Raw genomic sequence first — 19817 nt, forward strand, 5'->3', positions numbered from 1 at the left:
ACCTGGATAGTTTGGCTTGATAACGTAGCCATTTTACCATAAGTTTCCCCGGTTTGAGAATACTTTTTGATTTTCGCGGGGGTCTATGAGTTGTTGAAAAAACTTGGAAAGACTTATAAGGTCGATGGTTGGCATGCTTCCGATAGTATATCCATTATATGATTGCGTAAATCATTGGCATTCCGTACCCGTTTTCGTTAAAATAAAGAAAAAGATTAATGTTGAGAAGGTGAACTTATTGTCTCAGAACAACATCTATGGCGGACAGGCGGTAATCGAAGGGGTTATGTTTGCCGGTAAGTCCGTCCATGTTACGGCCGTGCGCCGCAAGGACAAGGAAATCTCGTTTCTGGAGGTTCCTCGTAAAAGCGGTAAGGAATGGGTTCGCATACTCAAGAAAATTCCCTTCCTGAGGGGACTTGTCGCTATTGTGGAATCTACCGCTAACGGCTCCCGCCATCTTAATTTTTCCGCAGAGGTATTTGCCGAGGAGGAAGGCGAGGAAGTCAAGCAGGAAGAATCGTCAATGATGGGCAAGCTGACGCTGGTACTCGGGGTAGCCGTGGTCGGAGTGCTTTCCTTTATTTTCGGCAAGCTTATTTTCACCGTTGTCCCTGCCTTTGTGGAACACATCATTTTTAAAGATCGATTCGAGAACCAAATTTTGCACAATCTGATTGAAGGCCTGATCAAAATCATTTTCCTCGTCGGCTATATTTATATTATTTCTTTAACACCGCTGATTAAGAGACTGTTCCAATATCACGGGGCCGAGCATAAAGTGATCAGCGCTTATGAAGCGGGGGTCCCGCTGACCGTCCAGAATGTGCAGAAGTTCAGCACCCTGCATTACCGCTGCGGAAGCAGCTTTATGGTACTGACAGTTCTGATCGGGGTCATCATTTATTCCTTCGTGCCATACGATAACTTATGGGATAGAATCTGGCAGCGGATCGTTCTTCTGCCGGTCGTAATCGGCGTATCTTATGAAGCTCTGCGCTTCACCAACCTGCTGCGGGATACCCCTGTGCTTAAATACTTGGGCTATCCGGGGCTTTGGCTTCAGATGCTGACAACCAAACAGCCTACAGACGACCAGGTGGAGGTGTCGATCGCTTCGTTCAACCGCATGAGAGAACTGGATTCCGATTTCGGCAAAAAATCCCTAGTTCCCTAAGGAGGCCGTCCATGAGAAGACGATATCCGACTGCGGTTTATATCGTACTAACACTGATCGCCATTGGTATATTATATAATTTAGTCAAATCGCCGGGGTCCTTCCTGCTCCCGGTCATTATCTTCGGAGCGATTTTTCTGCTGTATAAATTCCCTCCGGCCCGCCTTCGCCGCCTGTTCACGTCCTCCTCGTCTTATTCCCGGCCCAAGCCCAAGCAGCGGACGGGGAGGAGCGGACCCGCACAGAGAAAACGGGCTCGCTTCCGGGTCATTGAAGGAAACAAGAATAATTCCGGGGATGAAGACGAGCCGCCCCGGTATCACTGACGGACGACTGCCATTGCGGCTACGTCCGTCTTTTTGCATTTGGCAAGGTAATCCTCGTACGACCATTTATCGAAAAATTTGGCCGCGGCCTTCCTGCCGGATTCATACAGCTCAATGCTCTTCTCTTTGGACAGATCAAATTCGGTCGTATGAATGCCCAAGGTCGGAATTTTAATGGTGCGAAAAGACTTGTGTTCTTCGATGAATCTTTCATCATGTGCATCCATCATGGTCGAGAACAGAGCTTGCAGCATGCTAAGAGGGCCGACAATCCGGTTAGGCTCGTTGCTTCCCCGGCCTACGAGCTGAAATCCCAATGTCGGCAAAATCTTCTCCCCCGGTTCCGCTTCATGGGCATCGAATAACCATAGGGGGAAATTACTCAACAATCCTCCGTCCACTATGTAAACAAATTGATCTGTAAATTTTTCCTTCTTCTTGCGGGGATATCTCTTGCGGATAATGACCGGATCGAAAAAATAAGGAATGCTGGTGCTCATGCGAATCGCTTTGGCCACAGTAAATTTGTGAGGATCGATTCCGTAACGGGAAATATCGTCGGGAAGGACGAGCAATCTCCCGAGGGAAATGTCGGAGGCAATGATTTTCAGCCGGTTATAAGGCAGATCCGCGAACGTCCGGATTCCTTTGGCCTGCAGCAGCTTGTAAATCCAGTATTCCAGCTCCTCGCCGGAATATAGCCCTTTTTTAACGAACAGCCGGATGGCCGGACCAATCCACCTTATTTGGTGGAGCCAGCTTTTTTTCAGAAAGGATATAAAGGGAGTGCTCAGAATGATTTGCTTCATTTCTTCCCCTTTATAGCCCGCTGCCAATAAGGCAGCCACTATGGACCCTGACGACGTTCCCGCCAACTGGTGGAAGGTAACCCCTCTTCTCTCCGCCTCGCTGACCGCCCCTGCCAATCCTATAGCCTTCACTCCACCGCCTTCAAAAACGGCATTGACCTTCATCGCTCCGCCTCCCCCGTCTGCCGAATCCGTATGAATACGAGTCGTTGTATATGTATGACGACGGGAGATGTCCCTAGAACCGCTGCCAGGGACTCGTTCATGACGGAAAGCGGTTGGCGCCGGGGTACGGACAGACAAATTCCGAGAACCGCTTTGTCTTTCGCTCCAAGTAAACAAAAAAAGGACCCGCAGGTCCTCTTCTTCTTGTTATTCTATTCGGCTTCCATCTCGGCCCGAAGCTGTTTAAGCTGCTCCGATGCTTCGGGATGCCGGTTGAAATACTCTACCAGCACTTCAATGCATGTAATAGAATCCCAGCTTAAATGATGCTCGATTCCTTCTACATCCGCGTAGATATTTTCTTCCTGTACACCAATGACCTCAAGAAATTGCTCCAGCAGGTGATGCCGTTCTACCAATCTTTTACCCATCTTCTTGCCCTTGGGTGTTAAAATAAGTCCACGATATTTCTCGTAGACTAGGTAGCTGTCTTTATCGAGTTTTTGGATCATTTTAGTTACAGAGGAAGGATGAACAGCCAGACCTTCTGCAATATCGGATACACGGGCATAGCCCTTCTCATCGATTAATTTATAAATGCGTTCCAAATAATCTTCCATACTCGGTGTGGCCATCCGAACCCCTCCTTGCCAGTTTAACCACAACTAAACCGCTCAATAGTACTGTATGTATGATATACCATTTGGACTAAGTAAAGCAAGTTTACCATAAAAACAACCATCAGTTGTTTATTCCCATGTGTGAAACAGGGATCTCTTACGAATTCTAACGGATAGAACCATCCATACCATTTAGAAAGGAGCCTCGAACCCGCCTATGTCTGTTCAAACGGCACGCCCGCCGCGAAGCACTAAAGTTTTCATTCCGGAATTGGTCTATTTCGAACCGAACGCTTTGAATTATCCCAAAGGAGTCCGGATTATGGAATGGGCCAAGAAGGAAGGGCTTCCTATCCGGATGACGACTTCGCATAACCGAATCACCAATCTGCCGGGGGATAACGAATTCGCCAAGTATCGTATGGCCAAAAATACACTGGTCGTTGGAGTACGCAAAACACTTACCTTCGACCAATCCAAGCCTTCCGCGGAATATGCGATTCCGATTGCGACCGGCTGTATGGCTCATTGCCATTACTGTTACTTGCAGACGACGCTCGGGGCGAAGCCTTATATCCGCGTTTATGTCAATACGGATGAAATCCTGCAGGCTGCTAAAAAATATATCGATGAACGCGCCCCGGAAATCACCCGCTTCGAAGCCGCCTGCACATCCGATCCGCTAGGGCTGGAGCATATCAGCGGCTCCCTGTCCGAGTTGATTGAATTCATGGCGGACGAACCTTACGGCCGGCTGCGTTTCGTCAGTAAATTCCACCATGTCGAGCCGCTGCTTAATCTTAGGCATAACGGCCATACCCGCATCCGTTTCAGTGTCAATGCGGACTATGTTATCAAACAATTCGAGCCCGGAACCTCCACCTTCGCGGAACGAATCGAAGCCGCCGGTAAGATTGCCAAAGCAGGATACCCGCTCGGCTTCATCATTGCCCCGATTATTTGGCATGAGGGCTGGGAAGAAGGGTATGCGCATCTGTTGGAGAAGCTTAAGGAAGCTTTACCCCGCGAAGCCGTCAAGGACCTGACCTTCGAGCTGATTCAGCACCGGTTCACCAAAACGGCGAAAAACGTCATTCTCAAGCGCTATCCGAAGACAAAGCTGGAAATGGACGAAGCGAAACGAAAGTATAAGTGGGGGCGCTGGGGACAGGGCAAGTACGTATATCCCGACGAACAGGCCCAAGCACTCAGGGAGCATATTACCGAACAAATCTTCGACAAATTCCCGGAAGCGACTATCGATTATTTCACTTGATAGTTCTGCAGCACACCCACCACCGTCAGGCTACGTTACATCAGCTTCAGCAGCCAGTCCGGCGTCCATTCGTTAAACCAGATCGTTATTCGAGTCAGTTGATCGGTGTATAACAGCACCGCCATCACGATCATTAAAGCTCCCCCCACCTTCATCAAGGGCGCCGAATAACGGAGAATCCAGCGGGTAGACCCGATAAAGAAGGCGAGAATGAGAAACGGGAGCGCGAATCCCAATGAGTAAGCGGTAATCAAAGCAAACCATGTGCTCGGCTCAGAAGCCGCCAAAGCAAGAATGGCCGAAAGAATCGGGCCGACACAGGGAGACCAGCCTGCAGCGAAGCCTATTCCAATAAGAAAAGAGCCCAAATAACCGGCCGGCTTCCATTTGAACTGCAGCTTGCGTTCTTTCATCAGCCATTGCGGCTGAAATATACCGATCATAAATAATCCCATAGCCAGAATAAGAACGGCCGCCAGCTTGCGGATCAAATCCTGATATTGGCTGAACAAGCCGGACAGCGTTCCGGCTCCCCATCCCAACACATAAAATACAACCGAAAAGCCAACGACAAAAAACAAGGAATGCACGAATGTCTGCAGCCTTACGCGGCTTTTATTGCCGCTGCTCTTAAGCTCGCTCACCGAAATCCCGGTAATGTAGGACAAATATGACGGATATAACGGCAAGCAGCAAGGAGAAATAAAAGACGCTATCCCGGCCAACAAGGCAATTCCAACGTTGATTTCCATAGAAGTTTTCCTTCCCTCTGATTGCTCCTATTTCGCTCTGGAACCCGCCCGGAAGAGCAGGGTTACAAGCAGTATCATGATCAATAATAGCACAACCGAGGAGCCCGGCGCCAAGTTCCAGATGCCTGCCGCAACCAAGCCGGCAATGACGGCCGTTTCGGAAAATAATACAGCCATAAAAACAGAATGTTTAAAGCTCCTCGCCACCGCCAGACTGGCCGCTACCGGGATGGTCAGCAGGGAGGAAACAAGGAGAGCCCCGACGATTTTAATGGCCACGCTGATAACGAGAGCCGTAAGCATGGTAATCAGAATATTATAGTAACGGATCGGCAAGCCGCTGACCGCGGCCGCTTCCTCATCGAAGAACATAAGGAACCATTCCTTGAAATTAACGAGCACAACGGCAACGACAAGAACGGTTACAATGCAAACGAGCCATAAGTCCATTTGGTCCAAAGTATAAATGCTTCCGAACAGATAGCTCGTCACCTTTACATTAAAGCCTTTGCCCATTGTGAATAAGAAGGTCGCCAGAGCGATACCGCCGGACATAATAATGGCAATCGATAGTTCGGCATAGGTTTTGTAGGCTTTGCGCAGCCATTCGATGGCAAAGGAAGCAAGCAGCGCAAAGACAAGTCCCACTGCAACCGGATAAAGATTAATCAAAAATCCGAGAGCAACCCCGGCGATCGTGACGTGCGCCAGCGTATCCCCAATCATCGACAATCTTCTCAGAACAAGAAACACCCCCATTAACGGGGCTGTAATTCCGATCAGAATTCCGCCTATCAATGCTCTTTGAAAAAAAGGCTCCAAAAAAATATCCACTCGTTTTTTCCTCTTTCCCTTATCGGAGTTGCACCGGTTCGCGCAAGTCGGTCAATGTATGGGCCAGACCGGTCTCATCGCAATTTTCCGGACTATGCGTATGTTTGATATAAAACTGGATTTTACCGGAGCTGTGAACCGGCTCATGGCCGAGATAGGATTCCAGCATATCCAAGTCATGCGTCACCATGATGAACGTTATATGATGATGCTGATGCATATGACGGATCATATGAAAGAAGCTTTCCTGCGTTTCCGCATCAATGCCGACGGTCGGCTCGTCCAGAATCAGCAGGTCGGGATTGTTGACAAGCGCGCGGGCCAGGAACACTCTCTGCTGCTGTCCCCCTGACAGCTGCCCGATCTTGCGCTCCTGCAAATTGCTGATTCCCATTGCCTCAAGCGCTTCATCCACTTTGCGGATATCGTCCCTGGTTATTCTTCGGAACAGCTTCTTCCGCCCATACAATCCGGACATCACAACTTCCTTCACGGTGGCGGGAAACAGCGGATTGAAATTATTTTTTTGCGGAACATAGCCTATTCTTTCCCAGTCCTTAAAGCTGGCGACCGGCTCGTTGAAGAGCCTTACTTCCCCGCGGACGGGCTTAATCAGGCCTACGATCATTTTTAACAGCGTTGTCTTCCCGGCTCCATTGGAACCGACAACTCCTACGAAATCCCTCTGCAGAATTTGCAGGGACAAGTCGCTGATCACGTCTTTGCGGTCATAGGAGAAGAAAATACGGTCCAGCTTGACTACCGGATCGTGGCACTTTCCGTCAAACCCGCTGACATCTCTAGGGGTATCCATATCCTTAACTCTCCTTCGGAAGAAAACGAAAAAGACGTCTACAGCAGCTTCAGGTCTGTACCGCCTCTTCCGTTAACGCATTATTGCAAAGCTTTCACCAAATGATCTAAATTATTCTCCATAACGGAAAAATAGTCCTCCCCTGCAGCAAGCTGTTCGTCCGTCAAGCCTTCCAGAGGATTCAGCACGAGCGTCTCTATCTGTAAATCTTTAGCCAGCGTATTAGCTAAAGCGTCGGAAACCAGCTCTTCGAAGAAAATATATTTGACGTTATTTTCCCGTACAAATTGGCTGATCTCTTTCATATCCTGGGCTGTCGGCTCCGCATCCGGCGCCAGTCCCATAATCGCCTTCTGTGTCAGTCCGTAGTCATGAGCCAAATAACCGAAAGCCTGGTGCGAAACGACGATTTCCTTCTTCGGCAGTGCGCTCAATGTTTCCTTGTACTTCTGATGAAGACGATCCAAATCTTCAGCCAGCTTGCTATAATTGGCTTCATAATAGTCCTTATTGCCGGCGTCCGCCTCCACCAGGGCGTTCTTGATCTTCTCGGCCATCGCTTTGGCATTGTTCGGGCTCAGCCATACATGGGGATCCATCTCGCCGTGCTCGTGATGACCGCCTTCGTGATCCTCTTCTCCATTATTCTTCCCCTCGTCCGCAGCATGCTCGTCATGGTGGGAATCTTCCTCATGATCGTGATCTCCGGGAAGCAATTCGAGCCCTTGGCTCGCCTCCACAATCTTAACGCCGGTATCCGGCTTCATACTGCCGAGGAAATCCTCCACCCAGCCTTCGAAATTGGCACCTTGATAGACAAACACATCGGCCTGGTTAATCAGACGGATATCCTTGCTCTTGGGTGACCAATCGTGCGGCTCCACTCCGGCCGGAACCAGATTGATGACATGTGCGCGGTCTCCACCGATTTTGGAAGCAAAATCATAGAGCGGGTAGAAGCTGGTGACGACATTCGTCTTGTCTTCGGCCAGATCAGAGCCGCCGCCGCAGCCCCCTAACAGAGCGGCAAAAACAATAAGAAGCGCAAAAGCGCCGCAATAAATCCGATTTCTCATTAGCTGTAGTCTCCCTCGATAAATGACTGTAAATCGTAATCATCCTTATTTACAGTACGATTATACGGGCAGTTTTATCGATTTGTCAACCGGACAATAAGGCGCAAAGCCCGCCTCCAACTTGGAAGCGGGCTTTATTGTCACTTAACGATGGCGCCATTCGGCATATGATCGGGTACGGTAGCCAGGGTTAACTGGTCCCCCTTGGAGGCGGCCAGAATCATGCCCTGGGACAGTTCTCCGCGCAGCTTCACCGGCTTGAGATTGGTTACGCAGATGACTTTCCGCCCAACCAGCTCCTCCGGCTTGTAATACTGGGCGATTCCCGACACAACCTGGCGCTGCTCGAAGCCGAGATCAAGCTGCAGCTTGAGCAGCTTATCCGCCTTCTTGACCGGCTCGGCCGCCAGAACCTCTGCGACCCGCAGCTCCACTTTGGCAAAGTCGTCGATCGAAATTTCCTCAGCGCGCACGATCTCCTCATCTGCGGATGAAGCTTCCTTCTGCGCAGTCTGGGCGGCGGATTCGGCCCCCTTGCCTCCGGTCATGGCGGCAACGATAAATTCCACTTCCTTGTCCACTTCTAGGCGTGGGAAGATGGCCTCTTCCTTGCGGACGCGAATGCCGGCCGGCAGCTCACCGAATCGTTCCAGACTGGACCAGGCCGTCAGGTCTCCGGCTTCGATTCCCAGCTGCCTCCATATCTTGGCCGGGGTCTGCGTCATGAAAGGCTGCAGCAATACCGATACGATTCGCAGAGATTCGGCCAGATGATACATGACGGATCCAAGCTCAACGTGACGGCTCTCATCCTTATGCAGCACCCAAGGCTGGGTTTCGTCAATATATTTGTTCGTGCGGCTGATCAACTGCCAAATCGCGGTCAGCGCGACGGAAAACTCCATCTTCTCCATCGCTTCCTCCGTTTTCTCTACAGCCGTGCGGGCCGTCCTCTGCAGATCCGCATCATACGGGGTCGCATCGGGAACGAGGGCGGGAATTTCTCCGTCGAAATATTTGTCGATCATGGCCACAGTCCGATTCAGCAGATTACCCAAATCGTTAGCCAGATCGAAATTGATTCTTTCTACGAAATTTTCCGGAGTGAAGGTGCCGTCGGAGCCGAAAGGCACCTCACGCAGCAAATAATAGCGCAAGGCATCCAAGCCATAGCGGTCGATCAGGGTTACCGGGTCGACGACATTGCCTTTGGACTTGGACATTTTGCCGTCCTTCATCAGCAGCCAGCCGTGAGCGAATACCTTCTTGGGCAGCGGAAGACCTAGAGCCATCAGCATAATCGGCCAGTAGATCGTATGGAAGCGGACGATTTCCTTGCCGACCAGATGCACATCCGCCGGCCAGTACCGTTCGTATTTGGATTCGTCTTCGGACTTGTAGCCAAGAGCAGTGATGTAATTCGACAAGGCGTCGATCCAAACATAGATGACGTGCTTCGGATCGTTCGGGATCCGGATGCCCCAGTCGAATGTGCTGCGCGAAACCGCCAAATCTTCGAGACCCGGCTTGATGAAATTGTTGATCATCTCATTGCGTCGGGATTCCGGCTGGATGAAATCCGGATTCTCTTCATAATACTTCAGAAGACGGTCCGCATACTTGCTCATCCGGAAGAAATAGTTTTGCTCCTTCACTTTCTCTACCGGGCGGCCGCAATCCGGACAGTGACCGTCCACCAGCTCCCGTTCCAGAATGAAAGATTCGCACGGGGTACAATACCAGCCTTCATACGTGCCCAAATAAATATCTCCCTGATCGAGCAGCTGCTGAAAAATGCGGGCTACCGGTTCCTTGTGTCTTTCTTCCGTCGTGCGAATGAAATCATCATAGGAAATATCCAGCTTGGCCCAAAGCTCCTTAATGCCCGCGACAATGTCGTCGACGAACTGCTGCGGGGCGACCCCCTTCTCCTTCGCTTTCGTTTCAATTTTCTGCCCATGCTCGTCGGTGCCTGTCAAATACATGACATCATACCCGCGCTGCCTCTTGTAACGGGCCATGGCGTCTCCGGCCACGGTCGTATAGGCGTGACCAATATGGAGCTTGTCGCTAGGGTAATAAATCGGTGTTGTAATGTAAAAGGTTTTGTTCGGCTCTGCCATGATGCAGCCTCCTTCTTTTATTTTCATACAATCGAAAACAACCGATATGCCTTCGAAGCTTATTCCGGGATTTCTCGGGGAATCCCCGGACTTACAACCCAAGGATAAACGGCTATCGCCGTCCTTAGGACGGGCGCGTTTACCGATGAAATATGAGAACAGGTATAGATGAAAACTTATACTTTCTTATATTTAAAAAAGCTCCCGTCCATCATGGGACGAGAGCTATTAACTCACGCGGTACCACCCAGGTTCCCCTGATTCTTGCGAAGGTCAGGGCTCGGAAGCCGTAGTATAGGCCGGTCCGTTAACGCCGGATATACGTCATCCCCTCATAGACCGGGCATCGCACCAACAAGCTGATAGCTTGCCCCCTACTCAAAGACGATTTCTCCGGGACCATCTTCCGCCGCCGCTCCAATACCGGTTTCCAGCTGCCCCGGCTCTCTGGGAAAGGGCTATGCCGCGTACTCATCCCTTCATTGAAAATCTGCATTATAATTTATAACAAAATATACCTAATCCACATCGGCAATGTCAAGCCGGTTCCGCACCACGCACGACTCCCAGCGAGCGTTGTTAGGCGTCGCCCCTCTATAGACTACTGTTGCGGCCGGCCACCCTTGGCGGACATTACCGCGTCTCCTTCATCCGCCACTCGTTGCTGCGCCTCCCCACCCTTGGCGGGCGGGACCGGATCGAACCCTCCGGGATGAAACGGATGGCACCTGCATATTCGCTTGACGGCCAATACAGAACCTTTCCAAACTCCATGCACTTCAATGCTCTCCAAAGCATACTGAGAACAGGTCGGGTAAAATCTGCAGGTCGGCGGTTTCAACGGGGAGATAAACTTCCTGTAGAAAAGGATGGGCGCCTTGAAAACCGCCTGAAGCACCGGGCTCTTCCCTCTTTGCCCGATTCCGCCGCCGGTGGCAGCCGTCCCTTCATCTCTTGAAATGTTCCGATCGTTGCCGCTCATTGCGCCGCTTCCTCTTCTCTGCATTTTTTACAGTATCCGAATACTTCAAATTTATGCTTGACGGGACGGAAGCCTTCCGGCAGCCCCGGGATCTGCTCCATTGGACAAAATACAACCGGATAGGTTTGCTCGCAGGACAAGCAGATCACATGATGATGATGGTCATTCTCCTGACAATGGAGCCGGAACTTGATGCCGTCCTCGAATACAAACTGCTCCAATACCCCCATCTCGTGCATGATCCGCAAATTCCGGTAGACTGTATCGAAGCTCAGTCCGGAATAGGTATGCAGCATCTGCTCATAGACGTCCTTAGGCGTCATATAGCCCTTCGCCCTGGCAAACAGCGCCGCAAGGGTTTTACGCTGATCCGTAATTCGCATTCCCTGTCTGGACATCATCTGGACAATTTCCTCTGCATTCATGGATTTCCCCCCGATCACCTTCCTAATATTCCAATAATGCATCAAAATAGAATGCCCGTCAAACAAAAGGACCCCGCCGGAACAAACGAGGTCCAAGAAAGGCTATTATTTTGCTATATCGAAATAACCGTACAAATCGTCCAGCATGATGTTCGCGGACAAAATTCCCCCGGCGGTATTCCAGGTCACGTCATCCACCTTGAATGCCTTGTTGTTCTTAACTACCTCGAGATTATTCCATAAGGGATCGTTCAGCCATTCTTTCTCCAAAGCACTGGCCGTGCCGTCACCCGTTTCGTAAGTAAAATAGAACAGAATGTCCCCGTCCATCTCCGGAATCCGTTCCTTGGATACCTCCGCAGCGAATTCTTCCTTGTCTTGAGCCGCGGGCCGCTTCAAGCCCAGCTTCTTGAACATAACGCCGGAGAAAGTATCATTGTAATAAATCCGGACCTTGCCGGGCATAAACCGGACCATGGATACCTCGGTGTTCAGCTTGTCGCCCGCCTTGGATCGGAAATCTTCAATTCGCTTGTCGAAATCGGCCAACACCTTCTCGCCGATGTCTTGTTTGTTCAAGGCCTTCGCATACAGCTCGAAATTATTTCTCCATTCCCCTCTCAGCGTCTCCGCAAAAACCGTAGGGGTAAGCGCGGATAATTGCTCGTACACCTTCTCGTGCCGCATCTTGTTCCCGATAATCAGGTCGGGCTGGAGCGCTGCAATCGCCTCTAGGTTCGGCTGGTCCTCTTTGCCTACGGGAGTGACCCCTTCCAGCTTATCCATCAGATGGGGAAAGAATGGGTCTCCCCCGTGCGAGTTGTTGGCGCCGACCGGCTTGACACCCATCGCCAGCACGGCCTCCGTTCCTTCATTCGTCAGAACGACCACCCTCTTGGGTGTTGCCGGAATGGGCGTCTCTCCCATTGCATGCTGAACTACATAAGCTCCTCCCTCCGGGTTCGTCCCCTGTTCGCCGGAGTTGGACTTTTCTTGATCCGTTGCGCCGCCACATGCTGCCGTTATCAGCATCAGGACACCTATCGCCGCAGAAGCGAATCGCCTTTTTTTCCTATTGAACTGGCCTGCCATTTCATTCTCCCCTTTAAAATAAGCTTCTTGCTGACCGATCCCCATTATCACTGATAATGATTATCATTTTCGTCAATATGCTACACCAAAAGCACCCGTAGTGTCAACAAATATGTGATTTCATACCTGCTTGTTCTCACATCTATGGCGAAAGACGGAAATTAAGTGGAAAAACAATTGATGTTGAAAAGTCGGTTCATTATAGGACTTCCGGAATTAATCGCATCCAATTGAGAATGAATATCAAATTCATTGACAGGACATACCCTTCCCTATAAACTGTGCATAAAGGGGTAAAAAGCTCTCTATCACTCTTTTTTCTAGGAACATACAATTGCTGGATCAAGCTGCGAAGAAGCAACGCATATAGGTTGCCGAACCTTGCGCGAAAGATCCGTCCGTCCACCGGACTTCCTATTAAATAAACTTTCATCTAATGGAAGATTTATACACTGCCTATATTAAGGAAGGTACCCGCATGTCACCCGTTCTGCATAATCGTATTCTCAAAATCGCCGGAATTCCGGCAGCCCTGCTCCTGCTTGTTATCGCTCTGTTAGCCAGTATCAATTTCGGAGTGGCCGACACGGACTGGAGAAGCATCATTGAAGCTTATTCCCAATTTAACGGGACGAATGAGCATCTTATCATTCAGCAGGTCCGCGTTCCGCGCGCTTTGATCGCTGGCGCGGTCGGGCTCAGTCTCGGAATCTGCGGTGCGCTAATTCAGGCATTAACCCGCAATCCGCTTGCCGATGTTGGCATTATGGGGTTAAACAGCGGAGCGTCTCTGCTGGTTGTAGCTGCCGTTACCTTCCTGTCCATCACTTCATTGAGCGAATATGTTTGGTTCGCCTTCCTGGGCGCCGCTCTCAGCGGAGTGGCCGTCTATGCCCTCGGCTCCATCGGACGGGATGGACTGACACCCGTGAAGATCACTTTGGCCGGGGCGGCCATCGGGGCGCTGGCTTCTTCCTTCACCCATACTATCCTGATTGCGAATGAAAAAACGATGCAGGAGGTACTGTTCTGGCTGGCCGGCTCCGTGGAGGGCCGCAAGCTGGAGCTGCTTGCTCAAGTCTTCCCTTATATGGCGGTGGCCTGGGTCGGCGCTTATCTTATAGCCGGACCGGTACATACTCTGCTGCTTGGAGATGATGTAGCGACCGGTTTGGGGCAGAGAACCGTTCTCGTCAAGCTTGCCACCGGACTTCTGATCGTCGTATTGGCGGGCAGCTCCGTGGCGGTGGCCGGGCCTATCCTGTTCGTCAGTCTGGTGACTCCGCATCTGGCCAGATCCTTGGTCGGGCCGGAGACCCGATGGGTCGTCGTCTACAGCGGTTTAATCGGAGCAGTGCTGCTGATTGCAGCCGATATTGCCTCCCGTTTCATTGCGATGCCCCGGGAAATTCCGATCGGCGTCATGACGGCTCTGATCGGAACACCGTTCTTTATTTATGCAGCAAGAAAGGGGACCTTCAAGAAATGAAGAAATCATTCCCCTTCCGCCTGGAGAAATGGAACATCTCCTTTCTTATTGATAAAAGATCGGCTGCCATTACCGGCATCCTGCTTGTATTAACCTTCCTTATTTTCCTGTTAAGCACAGGCCTTGGAACCAAATCCATCAGCCCCGCAGGCGTACTCAAGTCTCTGTTCGGTCTGGGCTCGCAAGCGGATGCTGTGGTTATCCACCAATTAAGGCTGCCTAGAGTATTGGTGGGCATGCTGGTCGGAGCTTCCTTAGCCGTCGCAGGGGCCATTCTGCAGGGAATCATCCGGAATCCTCTTGCCTCCCCCGACATCATCGGAATCACGGGGGGTGCTACCGTGTCGGCCGTAGCGATGCTCACTCTGTACCCCGCGGTCAGTATCCATTGGATTCCTGCCGCCGCTCTGGCCGGAGCGGCCCTGCTCACTCTGGTGATTTACCTGCTGGCCTGGAAGCAAGGAGTATCGTCCACTCGTCTTGTTCTGATTGGGGTAGGGCTTGGAGCATCCATGCAAGCGTTGACGACTCTCGTTATAACAACCGGGAACCAATTTGTGACTACCAAAGCGCTAGTATGGATCACCGGAAGCGTCTACGGCTCTAACTGGAAGCATGTCCTCGCTCTGCTGCCCTGGATTCTCTTGTTTATTCCACTGGCATTCGTATTCGCCCGCGCGGTCAATATCCAGCAGCTAGGTGATGACCTGGCCACGGGTGCAGGCAACCCGGTTCAGAAGCACCGGTTTATTCTCCTGCTAATCTGTGTCGCGCTAGCCGGCTCAGCCGTCGCCTTCGGGGGCGCCATCGGCTTCGTCGGATTGATTGCGCCGCATATCGCCAGGAAACTGGTCGGCCCGTCCTTCGGCGGCCTGCTCCCGGTAAGCGCCTTAACCGGAGGCCTGATTGTGATGGCGGCGGACCTGTTCGCCAGAACCGCTTTCTCGCCGCTTGATCTGCCGGTTGGTTTGTTCACGTCCTTAATCGGCGCTCCGTTCTTTATTTATTTGCTGTTAAAGTCGCGTAATAAATAAATGAAACAAGCTGGAGATGCAAGAGAAGGGCTGGAAGCTTGGAGAGGTAAAGGACGCTTGCCTATGTACTCGCAGGCCGTATCGATAACAAAATATTTCGAGTGCGGACCGCAGAGAATTGAATGGCCGAAAACCAACTCGCGGAGGTTGACTTTATGCTAAGGAGGCAGTCTTTATGAAAGCTGTTGAAACTCATAATTTGACGTTGAGCTACGGCGATGCGGTCATTATAGATCAACTGAATTTATCCATACCGCAAGGGCGAATCACGGTGTTTGTCGGGAGTAACGGCTGCGGGAAATCTACACTGCTGCGTTCTCTGGCCCGATTGCTAAAGCCGAAGTCGGGCGGAATTCTGCTCGAAGGCAAGGTAATGACGAAGCTGTCCACCCGGGAAATCGCCAAGAAGCTGGCCATTCTCCCGCAGGGTCCGGTTGCGCCGGAGGGCTTGACTGTCCTGCAGCTTGTCAAACAAGGCCGCTATCCGCACCAGAACTGGCTCCGGCAATGGTCCAGAGAGGATGAGCAAATGGTATGGCAGGCATTGGAAGCGACGGGGATGGCCGAACTGGCCGATAGAACGGTCGATTCGTTATCCGGCGGACAGCGGCAGCGGGCTTGGATTGCCATGACGCTGGCTCAAGGGACCGCAACAATCCTGCTGGATGAACCGACCACTTATCTCGATCTTGCCCACCAGATCGAGGTGCTGGATTTGCTGTACGATCTGAACCAGAAGGAGCAGAGAACGATCGTCATGGTTCTGCATGACATTAATCTGGCCTGCCGTTATGCCCATCATATCGTTGCCATTAAAGACCGCAAAGTCTTCGCTCAGGGCCTTCCGGAAGAAGTCGTTCATTCCGCAATGATGGAGAGCGTATTCGGACTCCAGTGTCAGATCATGACGGACCCGATTTTCGGAACGCCGCTTTGCATACCGGTCGGCAAAGGTCGGTTCGCTTCCGCTGAAGCGAAGATCCATGTGACGGCCTGATTCCATTTATGGGAATCAACTTCGGGTGATGCGGGCTTCTTAGGTACGGAAGGATTGCCATTTACCAGCCGAGCCGCCGAGCCTATTGCCCATAAAGCTACATGTCGCATCCGGGTCGGTAAGGTCGTCGCAAAGACGAGCAAAAGTGCATTAAAATCCTGCCTTTTTCCAAAAAGAAGGCGAAAGACGCTCAAATGTGCAGGTCTTTTTCACAAAAAGGGCCGATTTCGCAAAAATCGCTCCAAAGACATGTATAATCGCTTTAGAATAAGGTATGTGGCGCCTTTTCCGCAAAAAGACCTGCATAATCGCTTTAGAATATGGCACCACGCGCCTTTTCCGCAAAAAGACCTGCATAATCGCTTTAGAATATGGCATCGCGCGCCTTTTCCCCATAAAGACCTGCATAATCGCTTTAGAATATGGCACCACGCGCCCTTTCCCCAAAAAGACCTGCATAATCGCTTTAGAATATGACATCGCGCGGCTCTCGCCCATAAAGACCTGCCGTTTTGATTGTCTCTTACGCAATCCGGCGGACGACCGGGATTCCTGACGAAGACCTGCACATTCCCCACAAAAATGATAAAAAAAGCTCCTAACGGAGCCTCTTCGAAGATGAATAACCCGGTTTTAAAGGTAGCTTTTTATGCCAATTAGAAAGTGGTTCCATTTTAATGCTTTAATGAACTTTAACTTTCTAATGTGGTTAAAAAACATGCTTTTGACCCATCCTGATAGCATTAAGCTTGGTACAGGAGGGTTGGGAATGAAAACGGCTCAACGAATGGCGGAGCATAAGCGCTGGATCGAAGCCTTAAAGGGTGACACCCCGCGGCTGTCGTTCTACCGGATGATCAAGGGAGAAGCGTTCGCGGAGCTCTGCCGCTTCTATGAACAAGGAATCGGATTCCGCAGTTTCGAGCAATTTGCCGAACAGGCGGCCATGCTGGAGAGAACCTACTCCCCTAACTGCTGCTCTTCCGTTGCTGCATCGCCCGACAGTTCCATAATCTAGTCAGTATATCTGGACTCTCCTTGCGCAAAGGCTTCGATTTCGAAGCTTTTTTTCATTTCCGTTAAAAGGTATACTATCCTTATCTTTCATAAGTGGAATCCGCAGGATTGTAACGATTCCCATGCGCATATTTATCTATGAATAAGCGCGACTCCCAGCGCGGTGTTTGGTGGACGATCGGGCCACAGGCGAAATCCTGCTGCCGTAGGGCCTAAATTTCCGCATTTGGCTCGCCTCTACCATAACGGGCTGATGCGTATCTCAACGTTTTTTGCATATTATTTTGTACCATTAATAACAGTTTTGCAAATGTACGGGAGGGAACGGCAGTGATCAGGAGAACCATACGCCAAATTGTACAAATGACCGATGGAGTGCTCGACGAATCGAAATGGGATTCGTTACCCGTTACCGGCGTCAGTACGGATACAAGGACCATACAACGAGGGAATTTATTTATCCCCATCAAACGAAAGCAGAATGGGCATCTCTATGTGGAGGAAGCGTTCCGCAAAGGAGCTTCAGCAAGCCTCTGGTGTAAGGATGAGCCCCATCCGCCGCAGCAAGTTCCTCTAATCTTTGTCGACAACCCTCTATCGGCTTTGCATCGCCTGGCGTCACGGTATCGGGCAGAGCTTAAGGTGAGAGTGATCGGGGTCACCGGAAGCAACGGAAAGACAACGACCAAAGATATGATCGCTTCCATCTTTGCGCGCTGCTGCCGGGTATGTAAAACGGAAGGAAATTTAAACAATCATTACGGTCTGCCTCTAACCCTGCTGCAAATGGAGGAAGATACTCAAATTGCCGTAGTCGAAATGGGGATGAGCGATACCGGGGAAATTGCGCTTCTCTCCAACATCGCTCAACCGGATATAGCCGTCATAACGATGATCGGCGAATCTCATCTGGGAACGCTTGGCACTAGGGAGGCCATTGCGGCCGCTAAATTGGAAATCACAGAAGCCCTTTCTTCCAACGGCGTGCTCATTATTAACGGTGATGAACCATTGCTTGCAGAAGGTCTGGCCAAGCTGAATTTGCCGGAAACCGTACGGGTCCTCCGTTTCGGGTTCTCTTCGGACAACGATTACTCCCTCTCCAGTATTCAGATCGGGCATCAGGCTACGGAATTTTCCGTTAACGGCCGGAAGGAGCTTCACTATAAGGTCCCTCTCCCCGGCAAGCATTACGCTTGCAACGCTCTGGCCGCCATTGCGGCAGCGGAATGGTCGGGGATTTCGTCTGCCGATATCCGCCAAGGGCTTGCCTCTGTTCGCCCTACAGGAATGCGTATGGAAATCAAATGGTCCCCCGCCGGATTTACTGTTTTTAACGACGCATTTAACGCAAGCCCTTCCTCGGTCAAGGCAGCCATTGAAGTGCTATGCGAAATGAGTGGCTTTACCCGAAAAAAGCTTGTTTTGGGAGACATGCTGGAACTGGGAACGGAGGAAGAGCTGCTGCACAGAGAAATTGGGCGCCTCCTCTCCCCGGAAGTGATTGATTCCGTTTATACTTACGGGAAACTGGCCGGCTATATTGCAGAGGAGGCGAAGCTTACGTTCGGTCCGCACAGGGTCCATTCTTTTACGGATAAAGCTTCATTGGCGGACCAACTGCTGTCGGAAGCCGGGAACGGCACGGCCATCCTCGTCAAAGGCTCCAGAGGAGCCGGGTTGGAAGACATCGTCGAACGGCTTCTTGACGGTGCCTCCTAATTCAGCCCGGCTCTCTAGTCAGCGAAAGAACGATTTCACTGCGCCGTTCGTGAGAGCGGTAGACGGCTTCCACCACTTCAACGATTTCCCGCGAATAGGTCATGGAACAGCCGGGCTCCTTCCCTGTCTCGATGCTGGTGATCAAATCCCGGAATTGGAGGACGAAAGGCGGTTCTTCCCGCCCCTGTGCAACCGGGACGAACTCCCCATCCTGGCTGATCCACAGCCCCTGCCCGGTTACAAGCTTTGCCATTCCTCCGGTAAACACCAGCTCCGTCTCATTCCTGGGGACCCCGGCATATCCGCTCTGTGAAATGACGGCCGGAATCCCCTCCGCATTTTCCAGAAAAATGAGGCCTCCTCCCTCGACATCCCCCCTGTTGCCGCAATAGCTGACCGAAGACCGGACCCGGGCAATCGGACTTCCTCCCAGCCAGCGGATTTTATCGATGGAGTGAGAACCGAGATTGGTTAGAATCCCCCCTCCGGCCTTCGCCTTGTCGAAAAACCAGGCGGGGCGCGAAGGCTGGTAATAATGAACGTGCCGGATGTCGTTGATCATCACGAGACGTCCCAGCTCTCCGCTATCGATCAGTTCCTTCGCCTTTACGTTTTCGGGAAAATAGTGCTGGGTATGTCCAACCAGAAGCTTAACTCCGCTCCCCCGCACCGCCTCGATAATTTCATCGCATTCGCCGACGGATATGGCCATCGGCTTCTCCAGGAGCACATGACAGCCTTCACCCGCACAATAAACCGCCGCTTCTTTATGCAGGAAGTGGGGCAGCGTCACTATAGCGATGTGCGGCCGCTCCTTCTTCACCATATCCCGGTAATCCGTATATGCCCGGATGCCGAACGACTGCGCAAGCTGCCCCGCCTTCTCCCCGTCAATGTCAGCCAATGCCACCGGTTCCAATTGCCGAACCTGGCCCATGGCTTCCAAGTGTCTGGATGCAATGGCCCCTCCACCGATAACAACTACCCGATAATTCATCGTCTCGCCTTCCTTCTTCATATGATCAATCACTAGGATTGATGATTCAAATCCGGCAGTGCATTAAATCAGAAATCAGACGGAGTCCTG

At 51.3% G+C, this 19817-nt stretch carries 20 protein-coding genes; 8 read left to right on the top strand and 12 right to left on the bottom strand.

Translation table 11 applies throughout. The features are described from left to right. Positions 1–286: 286 nt before the first annotated feature. A complete protein-coding gene (locus ACTHRH_RS03230; RefSeq protein WP_225312809.1) occupies positions 287–1177 on the top strand; it encodes a DUF1385 domain-containing protein in 891 nt (296 codons plus the stop codon). 11 nt (positions 1178–1188) lie between these two features. Continuing rightward, positions 1189–1503 (top strand): hypothetical protein, encoded by a 315-nt coding sequence (locus ACTHRH_RS03235; RefSeq protein ID WP_150960528.1) that lies wholly within the window; start codon positions 1189–1191, stop codon positions 1501–1503. Here ACTHRH_RS03235 and ACTHRH_RS03240 read toward each other — a convergent pair. Both ACTHRH_RS03240 and mntR read right to left on the bottom strand, forming a co-directional pair. Beyond that, positions 1497–2477, bottom strand: coding sequence for a patatin-like phospholipase family protein (locus tag ACTHRH_RS03240; RefSeq protein WP_440414068.1), 981 nt, complete (start codon positions 2475–2477; stop codon positions 1497–1499). The genes ACTHRH_RS03235 and ACTHRH_RS03240 overlap by 7 nt on opposite strands. Before the next feature lie 212 nt (positions 2478–2689). Further along, positions 2690–3112, bottom strand: a complete 423-nt coding sequence (gene mntR, locus ACTHRH_RS03245) for a transcriptional regulator MntR (RefSeq protein ID WP_144935729.1) — start codon at positions 3110–3112, stop codon at positions 2690–2692. A 202-nt stretch (positions 3113–3314) separates the two neighbouring features. Between mntR and splB the strand changes: the two genes are divergently transcribed. After that, on the top strand, positions 3315–4373 hold the full coding sequence (gene splB / locus ACTHRH_RS03250; protein WP_144935732.1) for a spore photoproduct lyase: 1059 nt from the start codon (positions 3315–3317) through the stop codon (positions 4371–4373). A 35-nt stretch (positions 4374–4408) separates the two neighbouring features. On the opposite strand, the gene ACTHRH_RS03255 is transcribed toward splB, so the two are convergent. From ACTHRH_RS03255 to ACTHRH_RS03290, 8 genes are all read right to left on the bottom strand, one after another. Continuing rightward, entirely contained in the window at positions 4409–5125 is a 717-nt protein-coding gene (locus ACTHRH_RS03255; RefSeq protein ID WP_144935735.1) for a cytochrome c biogenesis CcdA family protein, read from the bottom strand. A 27-nt stretch (positions 5126–5152) separates the two neighbouring features. After that, positions 5153–5959 (bottom strand): metal ABC transporter permease, encoded by an 807-nt coding sequence (locus ACTHRH_RS03260; protein ID WP_144935738.1) that lies wholly within the window; start codon positions 5957–5959, stop codon positions 5153–5155. Positions 5960–5978: 19 nt separating this feature from the next. Then, positions 5979–6773, bottom strand: a complete 795-nt coding sequence (locus ACTHRH_RS03265; protein ID WP_144935741.1) for a metal ABC transporter ATP-binding protein — start codon at positions 6771–6773, stop codon at positions 5979–5981. 80 nt (positions 6774–6853) lie between these two features. Then, positions 6854–7849, bottom strand: coding sequence for a metal ABC transporter substrate-binding protein (locus ACTHRH_RS03270; RefSeq protein ID WP_440414072.1), 996 nt, complete (start codon positions 7847–7849; stop codon positions 6854–6856). A gap of 140 nt (positions 7850–7989) precedes the next feature. Beyond that, entirely contained in the window at positions 7990–9972 is a 1983-nt protein-coding gene (metG, locus tag ACTHRH_RS03275) for a methionine--tRNA ligase (protein ID WP_144935747.1), read from the bottom strand. Between the two features lie 601 nt (positions 9973–10573). Then, complete coding sequence (yidD, locus tag ACTHRH_RS03280) at positions 10574–10870, bottom strand: membrane protein insertion efficiency factor YidD (RefSeq protein WP_440414205.1); 297 nt, start codon at positions 10868–10870, stop codon at positions 10574–10576. A gap of 80 nt (positions 10871–10950) precedes the next feature. Continuing rightward, complete coding sequence (locus ACTHRH_RS03285; RefSeq protein ID WP_440414074.1) at positions 10951–11379, bottom strand: Fur family transcriptional regulator; 429 nt, start codon at positions 11377–11379, stop codon at positions 10951–10953. 105 nt (positions 11380–11484) lie between these two features. Continuing rightward, complete coding sequence (locus tag ACTHRH_RS03290; RefSeq protein ID WP_440414076.1) at positions 11485–12471, bottom strand: ABC transporter substrate-binding protein; 987 nt, start codon at positions 12469–12471, stop codon at positions 11485–11487. Between the two features lie 478 nt (positions 12472–12949). Here ACTHRH_RS03290 and ACTHRH_RS03295 point away from each other — a divergent pair, with 478 nt between their 5' ends. The 3 genes from ACTHRH_RS03295 (at position 12950) to ACTHRH_RS03305 (ending at position 15991) form a co-directional block, all read left to right on the top strand. Further along, positions 12950–13960 (top strand): FecCD family ABC transporter permease, encoded by a 1011-nt coding sequence (locus ACTHRH_RS03295; protein WP_379286999.1) that lies wholly within the window; start codon positions 12950–12952, stop codon positions 13958–13960. Then, the gene (locus ACTHRH_RS03300) at positions 13957–14994 is read left to right on the top strand and encodes a FecCD family ABC transporter permease (protein WP_440414079.1); all 1038 of its coding nucleotides are present in this window, start codon (positions 13957–13959) and stop codon (positions 14992–14994) included. The genes ACTHRH_RS03295 and ACTHRH_RS03300 overlap by 4 nt, the downstream gene beginning before the upstream one ends. A gap of 175 nt (positions 14995–15169) precedes the next feature. Continuing rightward, positions 15170–15991, top strand: a complete 822-nt coding sequence (locus ACTHRH_RS03305) for an ABC transporter ATP-binding protein (protein WP_440414081.1) — start codon at positions 15170–15172, stop codon at positions 15989–15991. 150 nt (positions 15992–16141) lie between these two features. Here ACTHRH_RS03305 and ACTHRH_RS03310 read toward each other — a convergent pair whose 3' ends face one another. After that, entirely contained in the window at positions 16142–16489 is a 348-nt protein-coding gene (locus ACTHRH_RS03310; RefSeq protein ID WP_440414083.1) for a hypothetical protein, read from the bottom strand. 271 nt (positions 16490–16760) lie between these two features. Here ACTHRH_RS03310 and ACTHRH_RS03315 point away from each other — a divergent pair, with 271 nt between their 5' ends. Beyond that, positions 16761–17009, top strand: coding sequence for a hypothetical protein (locus ACTHRH_RS03315; RefSeq protein WP_379287006.1), 249 nt, complete (start codon positions 16761–16763; stop codon positions 17007–17009). Positions 17010–17338: 329 nt separating this feature from the next. Further along, positions 17339–18730: a UDP-N-acetylmuramoyl-tripeptide--D-alanyl-D-alanine ligase gene (locus ACTHRH_RS03320; RefSeq protein ID WP_440414085.1), complete on the top strand. Its 1392-nt coding sequence runs from the start codon at positions 17339–17341 to the stop codon at positions 18728–18730. Between the two features lies 1 nt (position 18731). Here the strand turns inward: ACTHRH_RS03320 and ACTHRH_RS03325 are convergent, their stop codons facing one another. After that, positions 18732–19727 carry a Gfo/Idh/MocA family protein gene (locus ACTHRH_RS03325; RefSeq protein ID WP_440414087.1) on the bottom strand — a complete coding sequence of 332 codons (996 nt, stop codon included), beginning with the start codon at positions 19725–19727 and terminating at the stop codon, positions 18732–18734. Between the last annotated feature and the right edge of the window lie 90 nt (positions 19728–19817).

The organism is Paenibacillus sp. SAFN-117 (assembly GCF_051966115.1).
In the GTDB taxonomy this organism is placed as follows: domain Bacteria; phylum Bacillota; class Bacilli; order Paenibacillales; family NBRC-103111; genus Paenibacillus_L; species Paenibacillus_L residui.